The sequence below is a fragment of the Mesorhizobium sp. C268A genome (assembly GCF_040324475.1).
Taxonomy (GTDB): domain Bacteria; phylum Pseudomonadota; class Alphaproteobacteria; order Rhizobiales; family Rhizobiaceae; genus Mesorhizobium.
The window spans coordinates 83468-104820 of record NZ_JAMYVX010000001.1 but is presented as its reverse complement, the minus strand read 5'-3'; the positions used below and the strand labels follow the sequence as shown (position 1 = coordinate 104820).

Below are 21353 nucleotides of genomic sequence, written 5' to 3'. Positions count from 1 at the left end.
CTTGTGGCCTATTGTGTGCCGCCATATATAACGCTTGGATTCCCGCTTATGGAAAATCATCGGTGTTGAAGTTGAACGACATAGGGCCTCAGGCCTATCGCGACGCGATGGCGCATTTTGCCGGCCACGTCCATGTGGTTACCACCGACGGGCCCGCCGGCAAACGCGGCACGACGGTGATTGCCGCCTGTTCGGTGTCGGACACGCCGCCGACGGTTCTCGTCTGTCTCAACCGCGAGAATGCCAAGAACGAGCTGTTCGTGCAAAACGGCCGGTTTGCGCTGAACACGCTGGCTTCGCACCAGCAGCCCCTATCGGTGGCGTTTTCAGGCCTGACCGGGCTGTCGGCCGATGAGCGTTTCGCGCTTGGCGAGTGGGATGTCATATCGACGGGCGCGCCTACCCTGAAGGGCGCTCTTGCGGTTTTCGACTGCGAATTGATCGACACCAAGGATCTCGCCACCCATCGTGTGCTTTTTGGCAAGGTGACAGGCCTGCGCATGGGCGATAATTTGCGGCCGCTGATCTACCACGCCCGCGACTACCACGTGCTGCAGAGCGGAGCAGAGGCGGCAACGGAGAAAGAATGACCGAGCTGAAACCGCGCCCCGAGCCGCGGACGATCGACGAAACGCTCGATCTCCTGACCAGCGCGGACTACGTCGCGGACCGCTCGCTGGCAACGGTGCTGTTCCTGTCCCTGCGCATGCAGCGGCCGCTGTTCCTTGAAGGGGAGGCCGGCGTCGGCAAGACCGAGATCGCCAAGGTGCTGGCGCAGGCACTCGGCCGCCGGCTGATCCGCCTGCAATGCTATGAAGGGCTCGACGTCTCGTCCGCTGTCTATGAGTGGAATTACGCCGCGCAGATGATAGAGATCCGCATGGAGGAGGCGGCAGGCTCGGTCGACCGCTCCGACATGGAGCGCAATGTCTTTTCCGAAAAATACCTGATCCGCCGCCCGGTGCTCGATGCGCTGACCGGCATGGCGGGTGCGGCCCCGGTGTTCCTGATCGATGAGCTCGACCGCACCGACGAGGCTTTCGAAGCATTCCTGCTCGAAATCCTGTCCGACTTCCAGGTGACGGTGCCTGAGCTCGGCACCATCAAGGCGGAGGAGCCGCCGATCGTCATCATCACCACCAACCGCACCCGCGAAATCCACGACGCGCTGAAGCGGCGCTGCCTCTATCACTGGGTCGACTATCCCAATGCCGAGCGCGAGCTGGAGATCGTGCGCCGCAAGGTGCCGCAGGCCAACAGCCGACTTTCCGCGGAAGTGGTGTCGTTCATCCAGAAGCTGCGCCGGGTCGAGCTGTTCAAGGCGCCGGGTGTCGCCGAAACCATCGACTGGGCCGGCGCGCTGACCGAACTCGACAAGGTGGCGCTCGATCCCGAAACCGTCTCCGACACGATCGGCGTTTTGTTGAAATACCAGGACGACATTGCCCGCATCGGCGCGGGCGAGGGCCGGCGCATCCTCGATGAGGTCAAGGCCGAACTGGCGGCTGCGGAGTAGGGCAGTGAAGGCGCCGGGTGCTTACCCCAAAGAGACCGACCCCAGAGAGGCGACGGAAGACGGGCGCATCGCCGACAACATCGTCTATTTCGCCCGCACCTTGCGCAAATCCGGCATGCGGGTCGGGCCGGCTTCGGTCAAGGATGGGATCGAGGCGGTGCTGGCAGCCGGCATCGGTTCGCGCGACGATTTCTACTGGACGCTGCATGCCGTGCTGGTGTCGCGGCACGAGGATCACCCTGTTTTCGACGAAGCCTTCCGGCTGTTCTGGAAATCGCGCGAGCTGATCGAGAAACTTCTGGCGATGTTCTCGCCTGTGGCGCCCGACACCAGGGAGAAGCAAAAGCCGCGCGCGGCAGAAAATCGCGTCAGCCAGGCCATGTTCGAAGGCCACGAGAAGAATCGGCCGGTCAGGGAAATCCCGGAGATCGAAGTCGACGCCCGGCTAACCTTCTCCGGGAATGAAGTGCTGCGCGGCAAGGACTTTGCCCAGATGAATGCCGACGAGATGGCAGACGCCAAGAAGGCGATTGCCCGGCTGCGGCTGCCGTTCGACATGGTCCGTACCCGACGCTTCAAGGCAGACCTGCATGGCCGCCGTATCGATCCACGCGCCATGATGCGCTCGGCCGCGCGCACCGGCGGCGAACTGATCCTGCCGAAATTCCGCTCAGCCCGCGAAGTGCATCCGCCGCTGGTGGTTCTCGCCGATATCTCCGGTTCGATGAGCCAGTACACGCGCATCTTCCTGCACTTTCTGCATGCGCTGACCGAAAAACGGCGGCGCGTGCACACCTTCGTCTTCGGCACGCGACTGACCAATCTCACGCGGCAGATGCGCCATCGCGACCCCGATGCCGCCCTTGCCGACTGCTCGGCGGCGGTGAAGGACTGGTCGGGCGGCACCCGCATCGGCGATACGCTGGCGGAGTTCAACAAGCACTGGTCACGCCGCGTGCTCGGGCAGGGCGCGGTGGTGCTTTTGATCACCGACGGTTTGGAGCGCGACGATGTTTCCGGCCTGTCGGAGGAGATGGATCGCCTGCACAAATCCTGCCGGCGGCTGATCTGGCTCAACCCGTTGCTGCGCTTTGACGGTTTCGAGGCCCGCGCCCGCGGCGTCAAGGCGATGCTGCCTCATGTCGACGAGTTCCGCTCGGTACACAATCTCGATGCGCTGGCCGACCTCTGCGCCTCGCTGGACAAGAAATCCGCCGCTTCGGTCGATCCGCGTCGCTGGCAGGACGCTGGTGTCAGGCGCGCCGCATAGCCATATTGGATTCCGAAAACAGGCTCCCAGAGAAAACAGACTTTGAGGCAAGCGATCATGGACAACAGCATCTATCTCGATGAGGCCCGCGACCCCTTGATCATCGCGGAAGGCTGGATGAAGGACGGCAAGGATGTCGCCATCGCCACTGTGGTCGAGACCTGGGGTTCGGCGCCGAGGCCGGTCGGTAGCCATCTGATCATCGACGCCGAAGGCAATTTCCACGGCTCGGTCTCGGGCGGTTGCGTCGAGGGCGCGGTGGTGAGCGAGGCGATCGACGTCATCGACTCGGGGAAAGCCAAGATGCTGGAATTCGGCGTTGCCGACGAAACCGCCTGGCAGGTCGGCCTATCCTGCGGCGGCCGCATCAAGGTCTATGTGGAGCGGCTCGGTTAGGCATGGATCCCTACGCTCTCAAAGCCCTCAATGCCGAACGCCGTGCCCGCCGTGCGGCGATCCTGGTGACCGATCTCGGCGACGGCCGCGACCGCATCGTGCGAGAAGGCGACCAGGTTGCCGGCGATCTCGGCCAAGCGATCGCCAAGGCTTTCCGCACCGGCAATTCGGGTTCGGTCGAGGCTGAAGGGCGCACCTTCTTCCTCAACGCGCATTTGCCGCAGCCGCGCCTGGTGGTAGTCGGCGCCGTCCATATCAGTCAGGCGCTGGCGCCGATGGCCAGGATCGCCGGCTATCCCCTGGAGATCGTCGATCCGCGCACCGCCTTCGCCACCCCGGACCGTTTTCCCGATGTAGCACTCCATGCCGAATGGCCGGAGGATGTGCTGAAACGCCAGCCGCTCGACAGCTATACGGCGCTGGCCGCCGTCACCCATGATCCGAAGATCGACGATTTCGCACTGAAGGCCGCGCTCGACGCCAACTGTTTCTATGTCGGCGCACTCGGCAGCCGCAAAACACACGCCAGGCGCGTCGAGCGCCTGCTGGCGCTCGGCGCCAGCGCCGACCAGATCGCCCGCATCCACGCACCGATCGGTATCGACATTGGCGCGGCGAGCCCGGCCGAGATCGCCGTCGCCATCCTGGCGCAGACGATCCACGCCTTTCGCTCGCGCGGTCTCGAAGCCAAAGGCGCGGCGGCGTGAAGTTCGGGCCGATCCCGATCGATCAGGCGCAAGGCGCGGTGCTGGCGCATGCCACGACGGCGGGCGAGCGGCGTTTCCGCAAGGCGCACAGGCTGAGCACGCAGGACGTGGCGGTGCTGAAGGCGGCCGGCATTACCGAGATCGTCGTGGCGGTGCTTGCCGCCGATGACCTCAGCGAGGATGCGGCGGCCGAAAAGATTGCTGCCAGCATGGCCCACCGCAACATCGAGGCAAAACCGGCCGCGACCGGCCGCGTCAACCTCCATGCCAAGGCCGCCGGTCTCTTCACCGTCGATGCCGCCATGATCGACGCCATCAATGCGGTCGACCCGACCATCACCATCGCCACGCTGGCGCAGCACGCGCCGGTTGAGCAGGGCCAGATGGTGGCGACGGTCAAGATCATCCCGTTCGCCGTTGCCTCGGCCCTTGTCGATGCGGTGACAAAGATCTGCGCCGGCGGCGAGATCTTCGCCGTCAACGCCTACCATCCGGTGCGCATCGGCGTCATTCAGACGATGCTGCCCGGCATCAAGCCCAGCGTGCTCGACAAAACGCTGCGCGTCACCGAGGCCCGGCTGGCACGCTCCGGCGGTCGGCTGACGACGGAGCGCCGCACGCCGCACGAGATCGCGCCTGTAGCCGAGGCAGCGGCCGCGCTGGCGCGCGACAACGACATGGTGGTGATCTTCGGCGCCTCGGCGATGAGCGATTTCAACGATGTCGTTCCGGCGGCGATCGAGGCAGCAGGTGGCACGGTGATCCGCGCGGGCATGCCGGTCGATCCCGGCAATCTGCTGGTGCTGGGCACGCTGGACGGCAAGCGCGTCATCGGCGCGCCCGGTTGCGCCCGCAGCCCCAAGGAGAACGGTTTCGATTGGGTGCTCGACAGGCTGATCGCCGGTCTCGACGTCACCGCCAAGGACATCGCCGGCATGGGCGTTGGCGGCCTCTTGATGGAAATCCCGACCAGGCCGCAGCCGCGCGAGCCGCTGCCGGCGAGAGCCGGGCTGAAGGTCGAGATCGTGCTTCTGGCCGCCGGTCGCTCCAGCCGCATGGGCGGGCCGAACAAGCTTCTGGCGCTGTTCGACGGCAAGCCGCTGGTGCGCCGCACCGCTGAACGGGCGCTCGATTCCAAGGCTTCTGCCACCGTTGTCGTCACCGGCCATCAGCGCGAGCGGGTGCACGCCGCGCTCTCGGGCCTCGACGTGATCTTCGCCGACAATTCGGATTTTGCCGACGGCCTGTCCTCGTCTCTAAAAGCCGGCATTGCCCGCGTTGGAGCCGAGGCGGCCGGCGCCATGATCGTCCTCGGCGACATGCCGGGTATCTCATCGGCCGATCTCGACCGGTTGATCGAGGCCTTCCGTAGGGACGGCGGCCGCTCAGTGGTGCGTGCCGCCCATGACGGCCGCCGCGGCAATCCGGTGCTGCTGCCACGCGCGCTGTTTGGAGGCATCGCTCACCTCGAGGGCGACACCGGCGCCCGCCATCTGGTCGAGGCCGAGGGACTGGATGTCATCGACGTCGAGATCGGCGACGGCGCGTCGGTCGACGTCGACACCCGCGAGGCGCTCGAAGACGCCGGCGGCGTGCTGCAGGATTGACAAAGCGAAGCCGAAAAACGCATGCCTTTAGCATGGCTCTCTCTTTACTTGCCTCAGCGCTTCTACCCCCCTCTGGCCCGCCGGCCAGGCCGGCAGGCCAGAGGGGGTAGCCGCGTTCCATACCCTTCTGGTTTCACTTCTTTTCTTGTTCTCCGCCGCCCACGCGGACGCGCTCGAACTAAAACCCTACAAGGATGACCTCTTCGCCTATCCGGCGACGCTCTCGTCCACGGACAAAGGCGCCTACACCGTCATCGACTATCGCGAGATGCGCGACATCAACGACCGCGACGAGGTGCCGGAAAAGCGCGTGCAGGCTAAGTATACCGACACCGGCGTGCGCAAGGTGCAGCGGGATTTGATGCTGAAAACCGATGCCGGCGATGTCAGGCATGTCGCCGTCGGCAAGACCGAAGGCGCCGGCATCATCGTGCTTTACCTGCACGGGCAGGGCGGCAGCCGCAAGCAGGGCGTCGACGACTTCACCTTCGGCGGCAACTTCAACCGAATCAAGAACCTGATGGCCGGCAATGGCGGCCTCTATCTCTCACCCGATTTCACCGATTTCGGCGACAAGGGCGCGGCCCAGGTCGCGGCGCTGATCGGCCACTATGCCGAGGCCTCGCCGGACGCGAAAATCTTCGTCGCCTGTGGCTCGATGGGCGGCGCGCTGTGCTGGAAGCTGGCCGGCCGCAGCGATACGGGACGGCGCATCAACGGGCTGCTGCTGCTCGGCTCGCTGTGGGATGACAGTTTCCTGTCGAGCCCGGCCTACAGGCGCCGTGTGCCGGTGTTCTTCGGCCAAGGCAGCAAGGATCCGGTCTTTCCCGTGGAGAAGCAGGAAGCCTTCTTCCGCTCCATCACTGCGAACTCGAAAGCCTATCCGACCCGGTTCGTCCGGTTCGAGACCGGCACCCATGGCACGCCGATCCGCATGGTCGACTGGCGCCAAACGCTGAACTGGATGCTGTCGAAGGCGCCCTGAGGCATATCGCCCAGGGGTGCCCGTTGGTTTTGGCAATCATGGTTCGGCCGATATCCTCTTAGGTGTAGGCTGATATGATCCAACAGATCGGAAGCACAGCGATGGACGCCCACCCCTTCAAGATCCAAATTCCGAACGAACAACTTGAAGATCTCCAGCGCCGGCTTAGCGCAACACGATGGCCAATTCCGCTAAGCGAAGCGGGTTGGAACGATGGGGCCGAGCTGCCGTTCATCAAGCGCCTTGCGGATTACTGGCGAGACCGCTTCGACTGGAGAGTGCAAGAGGCGCGGCTGAACCGGCTGCCGCAGTATCTGACGAGGCTGAACAACCTAGACGTCCACTTTGTCCACCAGCCAGGCAACGGACCGGCGCCGCTGCCGCTGATCATAACGCATGGCTGGCCCGGCTCGTTCATCGAAATGGAACACGTCATTCCATTGCTGGCAGACCCAGCTGCCCATGGTGGTGACCCGGCCGACGCTTTCCACGTGGTAGTTCCCTCCTTGCCCGGATACGGCTTTTCCCAGGCGGCGACGGAACCAGGCTTCCATTCCGGCCGCATCGCGGAGTTATGGGTACAGTTGATGCGCGGGCTCGGCTACGACCGCTTCGCTTCCCAAGGAGGCGACATCGGCGCGGGCGTTTCCGCCTGGATGGCACGGCTCCATTCCGAAAGCGTGCTTGGCGTCCACGTCAATTACATTCCCGGGAGCTATCGGCCACCCTTGGGTGCAGGTCTGCCACCTGTCACCGTTGAGGAGCAGGCCTTTCTGGAAAAGGCCGCGGCCTGGACGGCAACGGAGGGCGCCTATGCCCATCTGCAGGGCACGAAGCCTCAGACGCTTGCTTATGCTCTGACAGACTCGCCGATCGGTCTCGCAGCCTGGATGATCGAGAAGTTCCGTAGCTGGAGCGATTGCGACGGTGACGTGGAGCGCACCTTCGGCATGGACACGCTCCTTACGGATGTTTCTCTCTATTGGTTCAGCAACGCGCTCACCTCGTCCTTGCGACTCTACAAGGAGAATCGACTGTTCCCTCTTGCGTTCGAGACGCTGGAACGCGTTTCGCCTCCATTTGGGGTAGCGCTTTTCCCTCGCGAGTTGCCGATGCCGCCTCGATCCTGGGTGGCGCGGGTCTTTGACGTTCAGCGATGGACATCGATGCCGCGAGGCGGCCATTTCGCTGCGCTGGAGGAACCGAGTCTTCTGGTCGAGGACATTCGCGCCTTCTTCCGGCCGATGCGTTCGCGGCCTGAAACGAGAAGGCGAATGTGAAGGACTGCTTGAGCGCGGCGGTTCCTGCTAAGACCCCTACGGCGCGGTGTTGTAGTCGACCACCGTCTGCGGGTTCTCCTCGCCATCGTAAGACGCGTCCACATCATATTGGACGAGGGAGAAATCGCCGTTACGGAACAGGTATATCCCCTTGTCCGAGGCGTCGCCGATGCCGCGCCATTTGTTGAACGTGGTCAGCGTCTTGGCTTCTTCGTCATATTCGGAATTGGCCGCCCAGCCGGTTGTGCGGAAGCCGATGATATCCATGCCCAGCAGTTTGCCGTCGCTGTCATTGTTCTCGTAACGGATATCCATTTCGGGCTCGGTGAACTGCAACTGCCGCACGCCCGATACTTCGTCGGTCATGTAGTAGACCGAACTTGCGTTATAGGCTGCCGCTTGGCAGTAGAACTCGAAAAGCCGCGTTTCCTTGTCGGGATCGCTGGCAGCCGCGTCCTTTGCCTTGTATTTGATCGAAAAGATGTTCGGCTCCTCGCCGAGAAATTGCTTGTCACACTGATCGCCATAATCGGCGGCGAACAGTTTCTTCACCTGCTCGAGTGCGGTGTCCTTCTTCGGCGGCGGCGGCCCGTCACCACAGCTTGGCGGCAGCGCCTCCTCGAAATCGGCCTTGGACGGCTTCAGCGCGCCCTTGTCGATAAAGATCGGGCGGAATGGCGGGGCCTGGATCTGAGCGCTGACCTGGCGCAGCGTGTAGCAGCCGGCGAAGACCGCTTCATTGCCGTTCTTGTCGGTGGCGCGGATGGCGACCGGAACGCTGTAATAGATGCTGCCGGCTGCGCCCTCGTCGGAAACAGCACCGGTTTCGACGTCGACCCTGCCGGTGCCGTCATAGCCCTTGACGAAGGTATCGAAATCCTTTGCCGGCTTGGTATCGCCGTAGTAAGCCCAGGCGCGGGCGAATTCGTGCCGGTTGATGGCGCTGTAGAGCGAGCGGATGACGGCTGCGGCATCCGACCTGTCATCGACGTAAGGGGCTTGGTCATCGGCTGCCGGTTCATCGTCGGCGAACACAGCCTGGCCGGATGCGGCAAGGGAGCAAAAGGCGGCCGCTGCCAGAAAGACGCGTCTCATCGGAGAATCTCCACCACGAAAGGAGCCTATCATAGAGATTGCGGCGACGTGGTGACGCTTGAAGAATCGCCCGGGAAGGCGCTACGTCCCGCGGTCGGCGCTTCAGCCGCAATGGAGATTTGACGTGACACTATCGATGTATGAAGCCTCGGTGCCGGTGTTTTCGGCCAGGCTGAAGGCGCTGTCCGGCGTGCTGTCGGCCGCCGAACAGAATGCAACTGAACGCAAGATCGACCCGCAGGTGTTTTTGACCGCGAGGCTGGCGCCCGACATGTACGCACTGGTCAGGCAGGTGCAGGTTGCCACCGACCACGCCAAGGGCGCGCCATCACGGCTGGCCCGTCGCGAAGTGCCGAAATACGAAGACAATGAAGCGACCTTCGCCGAGTTGCAGGCGCGCCTGACCAAGACGCTCGATCTGCTGGCGTCATTCTCAGCCGCCGAATTCGAGGGTTCGGATGAAAGGGTGGTCGAACTGAAGTTTGGCCAGCGCGAAGCCTCGATGCCAGGCATGCAGTATCTGCTGCATGTCGCCATGCCCAACTTCTATTTCCACGTGACCACCGCCTACGACATCCTGCGCCACAATGGCGTGCCGCTGACCAAGGGCGCCTATCTCGGTAATCGTTGACGAATTGCGCGTTGCGAGGTTTCCCGGCCGCTGCCGGGAAACCTCGTATGACGCTGGTTCAGCGCCAAGGCTTACTCAACGCAGTGACATTTCGCGCGCGATGCGTGGGAAATCGGCCGGCTTGACGCCGATGTCGGCGCGGTCGGCATTGCTCATCGAGTGCAGCAGTGCCAGGGCGGAACGATAACGCTGATGCTCCTGCGGACGCGGACGGGCAAACATTTCAGTGAAGAACCCCATGATTCGGCCCCTTGTTGATCCTCCACGGCGCCGAGTATAGGAAAATTGTGAAGATTGTGCAGTGCAGCATTTGCATGGCAGCCATGCCAAGCGATTTTTTTTCGGCACAATTGCCGCGTGCGCTGAAACTTGTGGCGCATCCCCACCGTATGCATAGACGCTGGCACATGGCCGGCTTTTCCTCGCCACTCCTGGCGAATTTCCGGACTGCATGCAAATGCAGTCCGGCTTTTTGTTGGGTCTTGCGCATCGCCAACCGGGCCCGCCCAAACCTCGCAAACGCCTAAACTGGTTAAGATCAGCGGCATTCATTTTTAACGAGCCGGTTCTATGCTGCGACCGGCTCTGTTCGCACGCTTAAACGAGGGGGAGGCTGACATCGGCGCCAAGCGGGATTTCGCTTCCTTGCTCGACGATCTGTTCGTTGCCTCCGACAAGGATGAGGCGGCGGAAGAGACGAGCGCCCGGCCGTCGATCCCGTTCGACTATCTCTCCGTGGCCGACGAGCTTCATTCCGGCCGCATCAAGGTCTCGGGCGAAACATTCGCCGCCGAATACCGCGAGGCGGGAGCCGATCTGGCCGCAGAATTCGCGGCCCTTCTCGATCATGCCAAGCTGGCGCTGGCCGGCGAGGAGGCAAAGCCCGAGGAAAAGCTGCCGCCGATCGACCCTGACGCGATCGCCGTCGAGCTCGGCCTCGATCATCCCGTCAAGAACGCCGATCTCGGCGGCATGCGCCGCAGCTTCGCCTTCGCCAACCACCCCGACCGCGTCGCGCCGCATCTGCGCCAGCGCGCCATGATCCGCATGCAGGTGGCCAATATGCTGATCGATGAGGCCAAGCGGCGCGCGCTGGCCGGCGTCCGGCGCTGACTTTTCCAGGGTTCACGCAAAGGTCGGGTTCCCTGAGGGTTGGAGAGCGGCGCCGCTTTCCCTATACATGCGGCTTCCTTCCCGCGCCGTCCGCGCAAACCTCCCGCCGGAGAAACCCCATGCACAAACGCCGTCTCGGTCGGACCGATCTTCTTGTTACCCAGATCTGCCTGGGGTCGATGACCTGGGGCCAGCAGAACACCGAGGCCGAAGGCCATGCGCAGATGGATCTGGCCTTTGCGCGCGGGGTCAATTTCATCGACACGGCCGAGCTCTACCCGATACCGCCCAAGGAGGAGACGCAGGGGCGGACAGAGAAGTTCATCGGCAGCTGGATGAAGGCCAAGGGCAATCGCGACAAGGTCATCCTGGCCTCGAAAGTGGTCGGCCGCACCGCCAACCGCTGGTTTCGTGGCGATCGGCCGTCAAAACTGGTGCGCGCCGACATCTTTGACGCCATCGACAAATCGCTGGCCAAGCTCGGCACCGACTATCTCGACCTCTACCAGATCCACTGGCCGGAGCGCGACATCCCCTGGGGCGCCAACCCGACCCGCGTCGGCGCCACGCCGCGCCGCGCCGACGCGGTTGGCGCGCCGGCCGGCGAGACGCCGATCGCCGAGACGCTGGCCGTCTTCGACGAACTGGTGAAGGCGGGAAAAATCCGCCATCTCGGCCTGTCCAACGAAAATTCCTGGGGCGTGATGCGCTTCATCGCCGAGGCCGACAAAGGCGTCGGTCCGCGTGTCGTTTCGCTGCAAAACGCATACAACCTCGTCAACCGCACATTTGAGGTGAACCTCGCCGAAGTCTGCGACCGCGAAGAGGTTGGCTTTCTCGCCTATTCGCCGCTGGCGCAAGGCTATCTCACCGGCAAATACGATCATGGCGCGCGGCCGCAAGGTTCGCGCTCGCAGCTGTTCAACCGCGGCCAGCGCTATGAGACGCCGAATGCGGCGGAGGCGCAGCTCGAATACAACGAACTGGCGCGCTCCTTCGGCCTCGAACCGGCGCTGTTCGCCAACGCCTATGTCGCCAGCCGACCCTTTGTTACCTCCAGCATCATCGGCGCGACGACGATTGCCCAGCTCGAGATGGCGCTGTCGTCAGCCGATGTGACCTGGACCGACGAGATGCAGAAGGGCGTGGATGCGATCCACCAGCGCGTCGGCAATCCGTGCCCATAAGCAGACCGTTTGGCCGGAATTGCCGAGCAAAGACAAGGGGAAGGGACAGCCATGGATTTTCCGATCGAGACCGTCAGGGGAAAATTTCCGGCGCTGGACCTGACCGATAACGGCCGCCGTCGCATCTATCTCGACAATCCGGCCGGCACGCAGGTGCCGCAAGCGGTTGCCGACGCGGTGGCGCGCTGCCTCCTCACCACCAACGCCAATCTCGGCGGTTATTTCGAAACCACGCTTGCCGCGCAACAGGTGGTCGACGGCGCCCATGCGGCGATGGCCGATTTCCTGGGTGCAGCGAGCGCTGAGGAAATCATCATCGGCGCCAATATGACGACGCTGACCTATCACATGTCGCGCACGCTCGGCCGCGGCTTCAAGCCGGGCGACGAGATCATCGTCACCCGCATGGATCATGAGGGCAACGTCTCGCCCTGGCTGCAGCTGGCCGAAGATCTTGGCCTCGTCGTGCGCTTCCTGCCCTTCGACGAAAAGAGCTGGCAGGTCGAGGAGGCGGCGCTCAGCGCTCTGCTCACCGACAAGACTCGGCTCGTGGCGCTGAACTATGCCTCGAACCTCACCGGCTCGATCAACCGGGTCAAGGCGCTGACGCGAATTGCCAAACAGGCCGGGGCGCTGGTCTATGTCGATGCCGTCCAGTTCGCGCCGCACGGGCTGGTCGACGTGCAGGATCTCGGCTGCGACTTCCTGATCTGCTCGGCCTACAAATTCTTCGGCCCGCATATGGGCATTCTTTGGGGTCGTCGCGACGTCATCGACGCGCTGCAACCCTACAAATGCCGCTGTTCGTCCAACGGCCTGCCGGAGCGTTTTGAACTCGGTACGCCGCAGATCGAACTGATGGCCGGACTTACCGCAGCGGTCGATTACTTCGCCGAACTCGGTGCTGCGGCCGGCGAGGGCGGTTCGCGAAGGCAAAAGATCGCAAAGGCATACGAAGTGTCGATCGCCTACGAAAACCCGCTGGCGCTGAGGCTGATCGATGGGCTGTCCGCCATTGAGGGCCTGACCATCCGCGGCATCACAGATCAGAAGCGTGTCATTGAGCGCGTGCCGACCGTGTCCTTCACCGTCGACGGCATCGTGCCAGAGACGATCGTGCGGCAGATGAATGCCGAGAACATTTTTCTATGGTCGGGTCACAACTACGCCTGGGAGATCGTCCACCATCTCGGCATTCCGGCCGAGCAGGGAGTCGTGCGCATCGGTATTGCGCACTACAACACGGCGGCAGAGATCGACGAGACGTTGGAAAGCGTGCACCGGGTGATCGCCATGCTGAGGCAGCAGCGCTAGTCAGCTATCGCTGTTTGCCGCCGAAACCGGTGAGGAACGCCGTGAGATTGTCGCCGAGCGCGTCGCAGAGATAGCCGCCTTCCTGGACGATAACCGTCGGCAGGCCAAGCTTGGCAATTGCCACGCCGATCCGCGAGAAACCGGGCGTGGTCACCGAAAGCCCGCCGAACGGATCGCCCTCGAACGCATCGAGACCGAGCGCCACGACCAGCGCGTCCGGCGAAAAGGCGCGGATACGCTGGAACGCCACTTCGAGGGCCTCCAGAAACGCCGCGTCGGCTGATTTGCGCGGCAATGGCAGGTTGAAATTATAGCCGAGGCCCGGACCTTCGCCGCGCTCATCGGCATGGCCCCAGAAGAACGGATAGAAGCGCACCGGATCGGCGTGCAGCGACACCGTCAGGACGTCGGAACGCGTATAAAAGATGCCTTGCGTGCCGTTGCCGTGATGCAGGTCGACATCGAGGATCGCCACCCGCGCCGCCTGCTTGCGCAACACCTGGGCTGCGACCGCCGAATTGTTGATGAAGCAGAAGCCACCGGCGACATCGGCAAAGGCGTGGTGGCCGGGCGGCCGGCAGAGCGCATAAGCGGCAGGCGCGCCCGATATCACCGCTTCGGCTGCTTCGACCGCGCTCCAGGCGCTCCACAGCGCGCTCTGCCAGGTCTCGGCCGAAATCGGGCAAGCGGTGTCGGCCATGTGGTAGCCGGCCTGGCCGACCGCCGAGGCCGGATAGGACCCTGTGCGGGCCAGTGGATGGATGTTGGGGATGACTTCCGCGGATGCGCTCTCGATGCGCTGCCAGCGCGCAAAAATGTGTTCGAGGAAGGCGAGATACTCCGGCGTATGCACGGCCGCCACCGGGCCTAGGCCATGTTCCCTGGGCCGCTCGATCATCAATCCGGCGGATTTTGCGCCGGCTAACAATCGCTCTACCCGCTCCGGCTGTTCGGGATTGGGCTGCGGCGTACCGCTGGACAGAAAGGCCTTCGGGTCGTGGCGTTTCTGCTCCTCGGCAAAGAAGGCTTTCATTCCGCGTCCCCATCCTGCGCTGCATCGGCAAAGGCGAAAAAGGCATCGCCAACAATCTTCTGCGTCTGCTCGTAGCTCGACCAGGCGATGCCCAGCCGCTCATAAAAAGCCTTGGCGCCGTCATTGTCGGTGTCGACGGACAGCCTGAGATAGGCGCCGCCATCCCGGCGGCAGTCGCGCGCGACCCGGCGCAGCAGTCTTTCGCCGATCTTGCGGCCGCGAAACCGGTCCTCGACATAGAGGTCCTGGATATAGACGCCGGGCCGCCCCATCCATGTCGAGAAGATCGGGAAATGCAGGCAGAGCCCCGCAAAATCGCCGCCGATCTCGGCGATCAGGGTGGAGAAGGCGGGTTTGTCGCCAAAGCCGTAGCGGCGGAGATCGTCGGCAGTGGACGTGATCTCCTGATGCGCGCCGATATGGGTGCCGAGCTTGAGCAGCGCGGCATGGATGGTGTCGACGTCGTCGATGGTGCCGGGGCGGAGGGTGACTGTACTCACGATAGGCAAGGCGCCCAGGCACCCCCCTCTGTCCTGCCGGACATCTCACCCTCAAGGGGGGAGATTGGCAGCTTTGGCGCTGCCATCCATTTTGCAACGATTGAGATTGGCGAAGGCCGCAGTGACATCCGATCTCCCGCCTTGAGGGGGAGATGGCCGGCAGGCCAGAGGGGGGTGTGCCAGAACGCCATCATCGCAGATCAATCATCTCAAAACGCCACCCTATCGCCACCCTTCAGCGCCAGCATCTCGCGCGCCTCGGTCGGCGTTGCGACTTCCAGCGACAACCCGTCGAGAATGGCGCGTATCCTGCGCACCTGATCGGCATTGGATTTCGCCAATTGCCGTCCATCGTAGAGACTGTCCTCCAGCCCGACGCGGACATTGCCGCCCATCGCCGCCGCGATCGAGATCAGGGGCATCTGATGGCGGCCGGCGGCGAGCACCGAGAACTGGTAGCTGTCGCCGAACAGCTTGTCGGCGATGCGCTTCATATGGATGAGATTGTCGGGATCGGCGCCGATGCCGCCGAGAATGCCGAGCACGAACTGGATGAACAGCGGCCCCGACACCAGCCCGCGGTCGCGAAAATGCGCCAGCGAATAGAGATGGCCGACATCGTAGCATTCGAACTCAAAGCGCGTGCCGCAGCCCTTGCCGAGCTTTTCGAGCACGCCTTCCATATCGGCAAAGGTGTTCTTGAAGATGGTGTCGCGCGTGGCTTCGAGCAGCTTTTGTTCCCACTCGTGCTGCCACTCCCTTGGCTTGTCGAGCATCGGGAACAGCGCGAAATTCATCGAGCCCATGTTGAGCGAGCACATTTCCGGCTCGGCCCGCAGTGGTGCCGCCAGCCGCTGGTCGAGCGTCATCAGCGACGAACCGCCGGTGGTGATGTTGATCACCGCATCGGTCGCTTGCTTGATGCGCGGCAGGAACTGCATGAACACATCAGGATCGGCGGTCGGCCGGCCGTCTTTGGGATCGCGGGCATGCAGATGCAGGATCGAGGCGCCCGCTTCGGCCGCCGCGATGGCGTCGGTTGCGATCTGATCCGGCGTCAGCGGCAGATAGGGCGACATGGACGGCGTGTGCACCGAACCGGTGACCGCACAGGTGATGATGACTTTTCTCGGCGCCATCTTCTATCCCTCAGCCTTCGACCGGCAGGTCGAGTTCGGCGGCCAGAACTTCCAGCGAGTCGCCGATGATGGCAATGATCTCGCCGACCTGCTCGGCCGTGACGATCATCGGCGGCGCAACCATGAAATTGTCGCCGTCGACACCGCCCTTGACCCTGCGGCCATAGATGATCAGCCCGCGCTCGTAGGCGAGGTCGAGCAGGCGCTGCGTGGCTTTCTTGCCCTGTTCGATCGGCCGTAGAGTTTCGGGATCGGCAACCATCTCGGCGCCGGTGAGCAGGCCTTTGCCTCGGACATCGGCGATGAACGGAAAACGCTTCGCCAGCCCTTTCAGCCCGTCCATCAGCACGTCGCCCATCGCGGCGGCATTGGCGATCAGGTCGAGGCGGTCCATCTCGCCGAGCACGGCGAGCCCGGCCGCGCAGGCGAGCGGATTGCCAGCATAGGTGTGGCCATGCTGGAAGCCGCCCGACGCCAGCAGCGGCTCGACCAGCCGCATCGGGGCGGCCAGCGCGCCGAGCGGCGCATAGCCGGAGCCAAGCCCTTCGACAGCGCGACGATGTCGGGCTTGCAGTTCCAATGGTCGCCGCCAAGGAATTTTCCGGTGCGGCCGGCGCCGCTCATCACTTCATCATGGATGAGCAGGATGCCGTAGCGGTCGCAGATCTCGCGTATACGCGGATAATAGCTGTCCGGTGCGACGAGGGCCGAAGTCGCCGCACCGCCGATCGGCTCCATGATGAAGGCGAGCACGCTGTCCGGGCCCTCGGCCTGGATCTTCTCCTCCAGCATGTCGGCATAGCGGACGCCGCGCTGCTCCATCGAAAGATTGTCGCGGTCGCGCCATGCCGTCGGCGCCGGCACGGTCGGCATCACCCGCATCATCGGTGTGAACGTTTCGGCCAGCGCATCGTCGCCGGTTATCGAAAGCGAACCCAGCGTGCCGCCATGATAGGAGGGAAAACGCGTGATAACCTTCCAGCGCTTCGGCTGGCCGGTCGCGACCGCCCATTGCCGCGCCAGCTTGATGCAGGATTCCGTCGCCTCCGAACCGCCGGAGACGAAGAAGATTCGGTCCATGCCCTCCGGCAGTTTGCCGGCGAGCTCCCGCGCCAGTTCTTCCGCCGGCTCGTTCTCGAAATGCAGGCGGTAGGCGAAGGTGGCGCGGTCCATCTGCCGCTTCATGGCGTCGAGCACGTTGCGGTTGGAATGGCCGATATTGGCGACCATCGGTCCGCTCGATCCGTCGATGAAGCGGCGGCCGTCCTGCGTCCACATATAAATGCCTTCGGCGCGGTCGATCAGCGGCCGGCGCAGGCTGGAGAGGTAGAACAGGTGCGAGGGCGCGCGCGTTTCTGAACCGGCGGAGGAGGGCTTCTGCATGTCAGGTCTTTCCGAGGTAGCGATCGATTACATTCCTGGTCACGCGCTCGACCATCGGATCCTGCCTGAGCAGGCCGGCGACCCATTCGCAGCTTCCGGCGTGAAAAACCTCGCCCTTGCCGCGCGGGAAATTGACGATCATGCCGTTGCCGCGTTTGACCTTTTCCAGATTGGCGTCGGTCGCCTCGCCAAACAGCGTTTCGGCCGTAAAGCGGCCATCCTCGTCGGTGAGAAACTGGTCCTCGATCGGGATATCGGCGCTTTCCTCGACCTGGCTCGCCATGCCGACGGCCAGCACCTGCAGCCCGTCAGGCGCACCGCTGTCCGGTGTCGGATAGGGCAGGCCGCCGCGGATCTCGAAATCGAGCCCGTCGACCTCATAGCCATAGACATGGCTGTCGGCGCCGAGCAGGTCGCCATAATAGATGCCGGTGCCGGCGAAGGCCCAGTGCTCGGGCCGATAGACCGGAAAGCCGCGCACGCCGCGCGGTGCGCATCCGCCCCAGCCGGCATAGACGCCGCGCGTCGCGTTGAGGCCGAAGGTCATTGCGCCGGGACGACCGATCTCAGGCGCTTCCCAGGAGTTGGTGGCCCGGGTGACGTCGCCGCTATAGGCCGGGTCTTCGGCCCGCGCCCGGTATTTGTAGCAGACCTGCCGTTGGCCTTCGTCCTCGAGCCTGGTCTGCCACATGAAATTGCCGGCAAAGCGAGCCGCATGACCGCCGCGCTCGACGTAGCTGTCGACGGCGTCCCGCATTTCCCAGGTCCAGTACTCGTCATGGCCGACGAAGACGACGCAGTCGTAGCCGTCGAGGATCTCGGGCGAGAAGTGCAAATCGTGCTGGCTGGCGAGATCGACGCCGTAGCCGGCGCGCTCGGCAAAGCGGAAGAAGTGGCTGTCATAGCTCGCCCAGCCGGAGGAGGTGTATTTCTTCGAATGTCCCGTGGCGTACGCCCATTCCATGTGCGGATAGCGCGGCACTGTTTTCGGCGGCACGGCAACCTCCAGCGGCACGCGCGGCGCGTCCTTGGGCAACACCACGAAGCCACGGCACCAAGGCCGCTGCGTCGACACCATGCGCGCATACTGGTCGCGGCCCGGGCCGGTGATGCCTTGATAGGCGTTGGAGCCGCCCCATGTGTTGTAGGACAGCCAGGTGCCGGTCGCCGCCACCTGCAGCACGCGACCGGGTTTTCTGCCGGGCAGGGGCGCGACGATGATGAGGTGATGGCAATGGATGGGCTCGCGCCCGTCCGCCGTCAGCGTCAGCCGATAGGCGCCGGATGGCCAATCGTCGCCGATGCGAAATTCGAAAGACGCCTCCCAGCCGCAGCCTTCGACCGAGCACTGGTCGGGCGTATCCTGCCAGCGCGCCGAAAGCCCCGTTTGCTCGAAGACCTTTGTCTCGCTGCCGCCGTCGCGGACAATGACAATGCTGAAGCGCGGCGCCGTCGAGCTGACATGCAGCGTCACGGTCTCGCCGGCGCGGTAGGAAAATCGATCAGAATAGCACCAGATCTCGCCCCGCTCGCCGTCCATTCCCGGCCATTCATAGTAATGGCCGCGCACTGCCTCGCGGCGCTGCTCGGGCGTCAGTCCGAAATCGGGAAATTCGGTTGGCAGATGGGTCATGAACACCGGAAAAGTGACAGGCCGCCATTTCGGCCATCTGCCGGCCAAGCGTCAAATGGAAACGATCGGGCCAGCAATTGCATACGACACAATTGCTTGGCCGCTCTTGGCCGCACCCGGCAAACCGACTATCTCAGGCGAGGCGGTATGTTCCGCCTCGGGAGCCGGCATGCTGAGAGTGCAGAAGGTCAAGGTCGACGACATCTACGTGCCGACGGCGCGCAAGAAGACGCTGCATCCCGAAACGGTCCGGCACCTGGCCGAAGACATACTGGAAAACGGCATGAAGACGCCGATCCAGGTTCGCAATGACGGCAAGCGCCACATCCTGGTCGAGGGACTGCACCGGCTGGAAGCCGCCAAATGGCTCGGCGAGACCGAGATCGACGCCTATCTGGTGCAGGCCAAGCGCCACTGAGGCGCGCGACCCGATCGAAAACAGCCAAACCGGTCATTCTTCCGCGGATTTTTCGCAGGGCATGTCGGCACGCGGCGTGCTCGCTCGTCCTTGGGCGAACCCGAGGAGACCGACATGTCCAGACGAATCTATTTCGCCATTCTTGCCTCGGTCGCTGCCTTGTTTGCAGCGCCCGGCCCAGCCAATGCAGAGGAGACCAAGCCCGCCATGACCACCGAAGCAACAGCCATGCCGAAGCCGGAAAAGTCCGGCTTGCTGCCGATCGACGGCCTGAATTACTACTATGCCGTCTATGGCAAGGGAGAACCGCTGCTTCTGCTGCATGGCGGCCTTGGCACGTCGGACATGTTCGCGCCGCTGCTGCCGAAGCTGGCGGAAAACCGCACCATCATTGCCGTCGACCTGCAGGGCCATGGCCGCACCGCGCTCGGCGAGCGACCCTTCAGCCTGGAGGGGATGGGCGACGACATGGCTGGTATCGTCAAGGCGCTCGGCTATGACAAGGTCGACGTGCTTGGCTATTCGCTGGGCGGCGGCGTCGCCTTCCGTATGGCCGTTCAGCATCCCGAGACGGTGCGCCGGCTGGTCCTGGTCTCGACCGGCTTCGCCGCCAATGGCTTCTATGACGAGATGCGCGGCCAGCAGGCGCAGGTGAGCGCGGCCGCCGCCGATTTCATGAAGGACACGCCGATGTACAAATCCTACGTCGCCGTCGCCCCACGTCCCGACGATTTCCCTAAACTGCTCGATGCGCTGGGCAATTTCATGCGCAAGGATTACGACTATTCCGCCGATGTGGCGAAGCTGAAGATGCCAGTTATGCTGGCCTATGGCGACAGCGACATGTACAAGCCCGAGCACGAGATCAGGTTCTACCAGATGATCGGCGGCGGGCTGAAGGATGCCGGCTGGATGCGTGAGAACCTGTCGCAGAACCGGCTGGCCATCATTCCCAATCGCACCCACTACGACGTCTTCTTCGCACCGGAGCTGACGGCCGCGGCACTGCCCTTCCTCAATGGCGAAACCAAGGTGAAGACCTGGGACGAAGTCCTCAGCGAAACGAAATAGCTTGCCTGAAAATACATGCCGGCCGTCTCGAAGAGGTGGCCGGCTTTTTTGTGCCTGCGAAACCACGAAGCCCTGGCGCAGCCATTAGTCCTATCGGCGCAATCGATGGCGCCATCAGGGCTTTTCAATTGACCGAAAGGTACCTGTCGATATCATCAAGAGACCTTCAGTGTGATGGTTCGAATGATGACGAAATACCAGGGCGGATGCCATTGCGGGGCAGTGCGCTACGGCACCGAGGCGGCGCCGCTCAACCAGCGCGTCTGCCACTGCCGGCGCTGCCAGAAGGTCATAGGCGCGGCCTTCAACGCCCGCCTTTTGTTTCGCATCGACGATGTCACGGTCGAGGGAGAGGTGGCGACGGTCAACACCTCTCCGGACCTCAAGCGCGGCTTTTGCGCCGCTTGCGGCACCACGCTGTTTTCCCGACGCGACTCCGCCGGCATCGTCGGCATCACCACCGGCTCGCTCGACTATCCCTCGCTGTTCAAGCCGGAAATGCATATGTGGACCGCCTCGAAGCAGCCCTGGCTGCAGCTAGATGACGGCCTGCCGCACCATGAAGGCGCGCCGCCTCCGAACTGACGCCGGCCTTACCGGAAATTAATCCCGAAACCACGACATAGCCGGCAAAGCGTCATTGGCGGGCCATGATTGCCTGCCTATCTGTCGTCTGCGGGCCGGTATCGAGGAGACGACCGATGAGCGACAGAATCAGCACCCTGGACGAGCTTTTGAGCGATCCGATGGTCCTCCTCGTCATGGAGCGTGACCGCGTGCGCCCCGAACAGGTTCGCCTGCTGCTCGAACGTGCCCGCCGCCCGGCCGCCGACGCCGTGCCACCGGCGCATGTGGTGGCGAAAAGCTGCATGCAGCAATGGCTGGGAGGGTAAGGGCTTCCCCTTCTCCCCTTGTGGGAGAAGGTGGCCGAGCGAAGCTCGGTCGGATGAGGGGTGTTCCAGGGAACGCCAACGCCTCACTCCGCTGGAACACCCCTCATCCGTCTCGGCGCTACGCGCCGATCCACCTTCTCCCACAGGGGGAGAAGACAAGAGGGCCAATTCCTAATAACTTG

General features: G+C 63.5%; 22 protein-coding genes and 1 pseudogene. 16 read left to right on the top strand and 7 right to left on the bottom strand.

Annotated elements, in window-relative coordinates; genetic code table 11:
• Positions 1-62: 62 nt before the first annotated feature.
• The 8 genes from NKL06_RS00500 to NKL06_RS00465 all read left to right on the top strand — a co-directional run bounded on the left by NKL06_RS00500 (position 63) and on the right by NKL06_RS00465 (position 7761).
• Complete coding sequence (locus NKL06_RS00500; RefSeq protein ID WP_023690179.1) at positions 63-590, top strand: flavin reductase; 528 nt, start codon at positions 63-65, stop codon at positions 588-590.
• Positions 587-1516 carry an AAA family ATPase gene (locus NKL06_RS00495; protein WP_023690178.1) on the top strand — a complete coding sequence of 310 codons (930 nt, stop codon included), beginning with the start codon at positions 587-589 and terminating at the stop codon, positions 1514-1516. Before NKL06_RS00500 ends, NKL06_RS00495 begins: the two co-directional genes overlap by 4 nt.
• A 4-nt stretch (positions 1517-1520) precedes the next feature.
• On the top strand, positions 1521-2786 hold the full coding sequence (locus NKL06_RS00490; RefSeq protein WP_023690177.1) for a vWA domain-containing protein: 1266 nt from the start codon (positions 1521-1523) through the stop codon (positions 2784-2786).
• A 57-nt stretch (positions 2787-2843) separates the two neighbouring features.
• A complete protein-coding gene (locus NKL06_RS00485; protein WP_023690176.1) occupies positions 2844-3182 on the top strand; it encodes an XdhC family protein in 339 nt (112 codons plus the stop codon).
• Positions 3183-3184: 2 nt separating this feature from the next.
• Complete coding sequence (locus NKL06_RS00480; RefSeq protein WP_023669076.1) at positions 3185-3889, top strand: XdhC family protein; 705 nt, start codon at positions 3185-3187, stop codon at positions 3887-3889.
• Positions 3886-5496 carry an NTP transferase domain-containing protein gene (locus tag NKL06_RS00475; protein WP_023694139.1) on the top strand — a complete coding sequence of 537 codons (1611 nt, stop codon included), beginning with the start codon at positions 3886-3888 and terminating at the stop codon, positions 5494-5496. The genes NKL06_RS00480 and NKL06_RS00475 overlap by 4 nt, the downstream gene beginning before the upstream one ends.
• 145 nt (positions 5497-5641) lie before the next feature.
• Complete coding sequence (locus NKL06_RS00470) at positions 5642-6481, top strand: alpha/beta hydrolase (protein WP_023694140.1); 840 nt, start codon at positions 5642-5644, stop codon at positions 6479-6481.
• A 74-nt stretch (positions 6482-6555) separates the two neighbouring features.
• Positions 6556-7761: an epoxide hydrolase family protein gene (locus tag NKL06_RS00465; protein ID WP_245267170.1), complete on the top strand. Its 1206-nt coding sequence runs from the start codon at positions 6556-6558 to the stop codon at positions 7759-7761.
• Positions 7762-7797: 36 nt separating this feature from the next.
• Here NKL06_RS00465 and NKL06_RS00460 read toward each other — a convergent pair whose 3' ends face one another.
• Positions 7798-8856, bottom strand: coding sequence for a DUF1176 domain-containing protein (locus NKL06_RS00460; RefSeq protein WP_023694142.1), 1059 nt, complete (start codon positions 8854-8856; stop codon positions 7798-7800).
• Between the two features lie 124 nt (positions 8857-8980).
• Here NKL06_RS00460 and NKL06_RS00455 point away from each other — a divergent pair, with 124 nt between their 5' ends.
• Positions 8981-9487 carry a DUF1993 domain-containing protein gene (locus NKL06_RS00455; RefSeq protein ID WP_023690171.1) on the top strand — a complete coding sequence of 169 codons (507 nt, stop codon included), beginning with the start codon at positions 8981-8983 and terminating at the stop codon, positions 9485-9487.
• Positions 9488-9562: 75 nt separating this feature from the next.
• On the opposite strand, the gene NKL06_RS00450 is transcribed toward NKL06_RS00455, so the two are convergent.
• On the bottom strand, positions 9563-9727 hold the full coding sequence (locus NKL06_RS00450; protein ID WP_023690170.1) for a hypothetical protein: 165 nt from the start codon (positions 9725-9727) through the stop codon (positions 9563-9565).
• 330 nt (positions 9728-10057) lie between these two features.
• On the opposite strand from NKL06_RS00450, the gene NKL06_RS00445 reads away from it, so the two are divergent.
• The 3 genes from NKL06_RS00445 (at position 10058) to NKL06_RS00435 (ending at position 13101) form a co-directional block, all read left to right on the top strand.
• On the top strand, positions 10058-10600 hold the full coding sequence (locus NKL06_RS00445) for a hypothetical protein (protein WP_245267171.1): 543 nt from the start codon (positions 10058-10060) through the stop codon (positions 10598-10600).
• A 119-nt stretch (positions 10601-10719) separates the two neighbouring features.
• On the top strand, positions 10720-11787 hold the full coding sequence (locus NKL06_RS00440) for an aldo/keto reductase (protein ID WP_023694144.1): 1068 nt from the start codon (positions 10720-10722) through the stop codon (positions 11785-11787).
• Positions 11788-11838: 51 nt separating this feature from the next.
• The gene (locus NKL06_RS00435; RefSeq protein ID WP_023694145.1) at positions 11839-13101 is read left to right on the top strand and encodes a cysteine desulfurase-like protein; all 1263 of its coding nucleotides are present in this window, start codon (positions 11839-11841) and stop codon (positions 13099-13101) included.
• 4 nt (positions 13102-13105) lie between these two features.
• Here the strand turns inward: NKL06_RS00435 and NKL06_RS00430 are convergent, their stop codons facing one another.
• The 5 genes and pseudogenes from NKL06_RS00430 to NKL06_RS00410 form a co-directional block, all read right to left on the bottom strand.
• Positions 13106-14134 (bottom strand): histone deacetylase family protein, encoded by a 1029-nt coding sequence (locus NKL06_RS00430; RefSeq protein ID WP_023694146.1) that lies wholly within the window; start codon positions 14132-14134, stop codon positions 13106-13108.
• A complete protein-coding gene (locus tag NKL06_RS00425) occupies positions 14131-14634 on the bottom strand; it encodes a GNAT family N-acetyltransferase (protein ID WP_031196820.1) in 504 nt (167 codons plus the stop codon). The genes NKL06_RS00430 and NKL06_RS00425 overlap by 4 nt, the downstream gene beginning before the upstream one ends.
• A gap of 209 nt (positions 14635-14843) precedes the next feature.
• Complete coding sequence (gene kce, locus NKL06_RS00420) at positions 14844-15773, bottom strand: 3,5-dioxohexanoate:acetyl-CoA acetone transferase (protein ID WP_023694147.1); 930 nt, start codon at positions 15771-15773, stop codon at positions 14844-14846.
• 10 nt (positions 15774-15783) lie between these two features.
• Positions 15784-17156, bottom strand: a pseudogene (locus tag NKL06_RS00415) (aminotransferase family protein).
• A 1-nt stretch (position 17157) separates the two neighbouring features.
• Positions 17158-18789: a N,N-dimethylformamidase beta subunit family domain-containing protein gene (locus tag NKL06_RS00410; protein WP_023694149.1), complete on the bottom strand. Its 1632-nt coding sequence runs from the start codon at positions 18787-18789 to the stop codon at positions 17158-17160.
• Between the two features lie 169 nt (positions 18790-18958).
• Here NKL06_RS00410 and NKL06_RS00405 point away from each other — a divergent pair, with 169 nt between their 5' ends.
• The 4 genes from NKL06_RS00405 to NKL06_RS00390 all read left to right on the top strand — a co-directional run bounded on the left by NKL06_RS00405 (position 18959) and on the right by NKL06_RS00390 (position 21171).
• On the top strand, positions 18959-19207 hold the full coding sequence (locus NKL06_RS00405; RefSeq protein ID WP_023694150.1) for a ParB N-terminal domain-containing protein: 249 nt from the start codon (positions 18959-18961) through the stop codon (positions 19205-19207).
• Between the two features lie 114 nt (positions 19208-19321).
• The gene (locus NKL06_RS00400) at positions 19322-20278 is read left to right on the top strand and encodes an alpha/beta fold hydrolase (RefSeq protein WP_023756447.1); all 957 of its coding nucleotides are present in this window, start codon (positions 19322-19324) and stop codon (positions 20276-20278) included.
• A 186-nt stretch (positions 20279-20464) separates the two neighbouring features.
• Positions 20465-20863 carry a GFA family protein gene (locus NKL06_RS00395; RefSeq protein WP_023694152.1) on the top strand — a complete coding sequence of 133 codons (399 nt, stop codon included), beginning with the start codon at positions 20465-20467 and terminating at the stop codon, positions 20861-20863.
• A gap of 116 nt (positions 20864-20979) precedes the next feature.
• Complete coding sequence (locus NKL06_RS00390; protein ID WP_023694153.1) at positions 20980-21171, top strand: hypothetical protein; 192 nt, start codon at positions 20980-20982, stop codon at positions 21169-21171.
• Positions 21172-21353: the final 182 nt, after the last annotated feature.

What these genes read in the sequence shown, in the direction of transcription:
- NKL06_RS00410 (WP_023694149.1), bottom strand. Translation starts at nt 18,789, where the DNA reads ATGACCCATCTGCCAACCGAATTTCCCGATTTCGGACTGACGCCCGAG.
- NKL06_RS00495 (WP_023690178.1), top strand. Translation starts at nt 587, where the DNA reads ATGACCGAGCTGAAACCGCGCCCCGAGCCGCGGACGATCGACGAAACG.
- NKL06_RS00465 (WP_245267170.1), top strand. Translation starts at nt 6,556, where the DNA reads ATGATCCAACAGATCGGAAGCACAGCGATGGACGCCCACCCCTTCAAG.
- NKL06_RS00435 (WP_023694145.1), top strand. Translation starts at nt 11,839, where the DNA reads ATGGATTTTCCGATCGAGACCGTCAGGGGAAAATTTCCGGCGCTGGAC.
- NKL06_RS00405 (WP_023694150.1), top strand. Translation starts at nt 18,959, where the DNA reads ATGCTGAGAGTGCAGAAGGTCAAGGTCGACGACATCTACGTGCCGACG.
- NKL06_RS00460 (WP_023694142.1), bottom strand. Translation starts at nt 8,856, where the DNA reads ATGAGACGCGTCTTTCTGGCAGCGGCCGCCTTTTGCTCCCTTGCCGCA.
- NKL06_RS00445 (WP_245267171.1), top strand. Translation starts at nt 10,058, where the DNA reads ATGCTGCGACCGGCTCTGTTCGCACGCTTAAACGAGGGGGAGGCTGAC.
- kce (WP_023694147.1), bottom strand. Translation starts at nt 15,773, where the DNA reads ATGGCGCCGAGAAAAGTCATCATCACCTGTGCGGTCACCGGTTCGGTG.
- NKL06_RS00485 (WP_023690176.1), top strand. Translation starts at nt 2,844, where the DNA reads ATGGACAACAGCATCTATCTCGATGAGGCCCGCGACCCCTTGATCATC.
- NKL06_RS00480 (WP_023669076.1), top strand. Translation starts at nt 3,185, where the DNA reads ATGGATCCCTACGCTCTCAAAGCCCTCAATGCCGAACGCCGTGCCCGC.
- NKL06_RS00400 (WP_023756447.1), top strand. Translation starts at nt 19,322, where the DNA reads ATGTCCAGACGAATCTATTTCGCCATTCTTGCCTCGGTCGCTGCCTTG.
- NKL06_RS00395 (WP_023694152.1), top strand. Translation starts at nt 20,465, where the DNA reads ATGACGAAATACCAGGGCGGATGCCATTGCGGGGCAGTGCGCTACGGC.
- NKL06_RS00390 (WP_023694153.1), top strand. Translation starts at nt 20,980, where the DNA reads ATGAGCGACAGAATCAGCACCCTGGACGAGCTTTTGAGCGATCCGATG.
- NKL06_RS00450 (WP_023690170.1), bottom strand. Translation starts at nt 9,727, where the DNA reads ATGGGGTTCTTCACTGAAATGTTTGCCCGTCCGCGTCCGCAGGAGCAT.
- NKL06_RS00430 (WP_023694146.1), bottom strand. Translation starts at nt 14,134, where the DNA reads ATGAAAGCCTTCTTTGCCGAGGAGCAGAAACGCCACGACCCGAAGGCC.
- NKL06_RS00440 (WP_023694144.1), top strand. Translation starts at nt 10,720, where the DNA reads ATGCACAAACGCCGTCTCGGTCGGACCGATCTTCTTGTTACCCAGATC.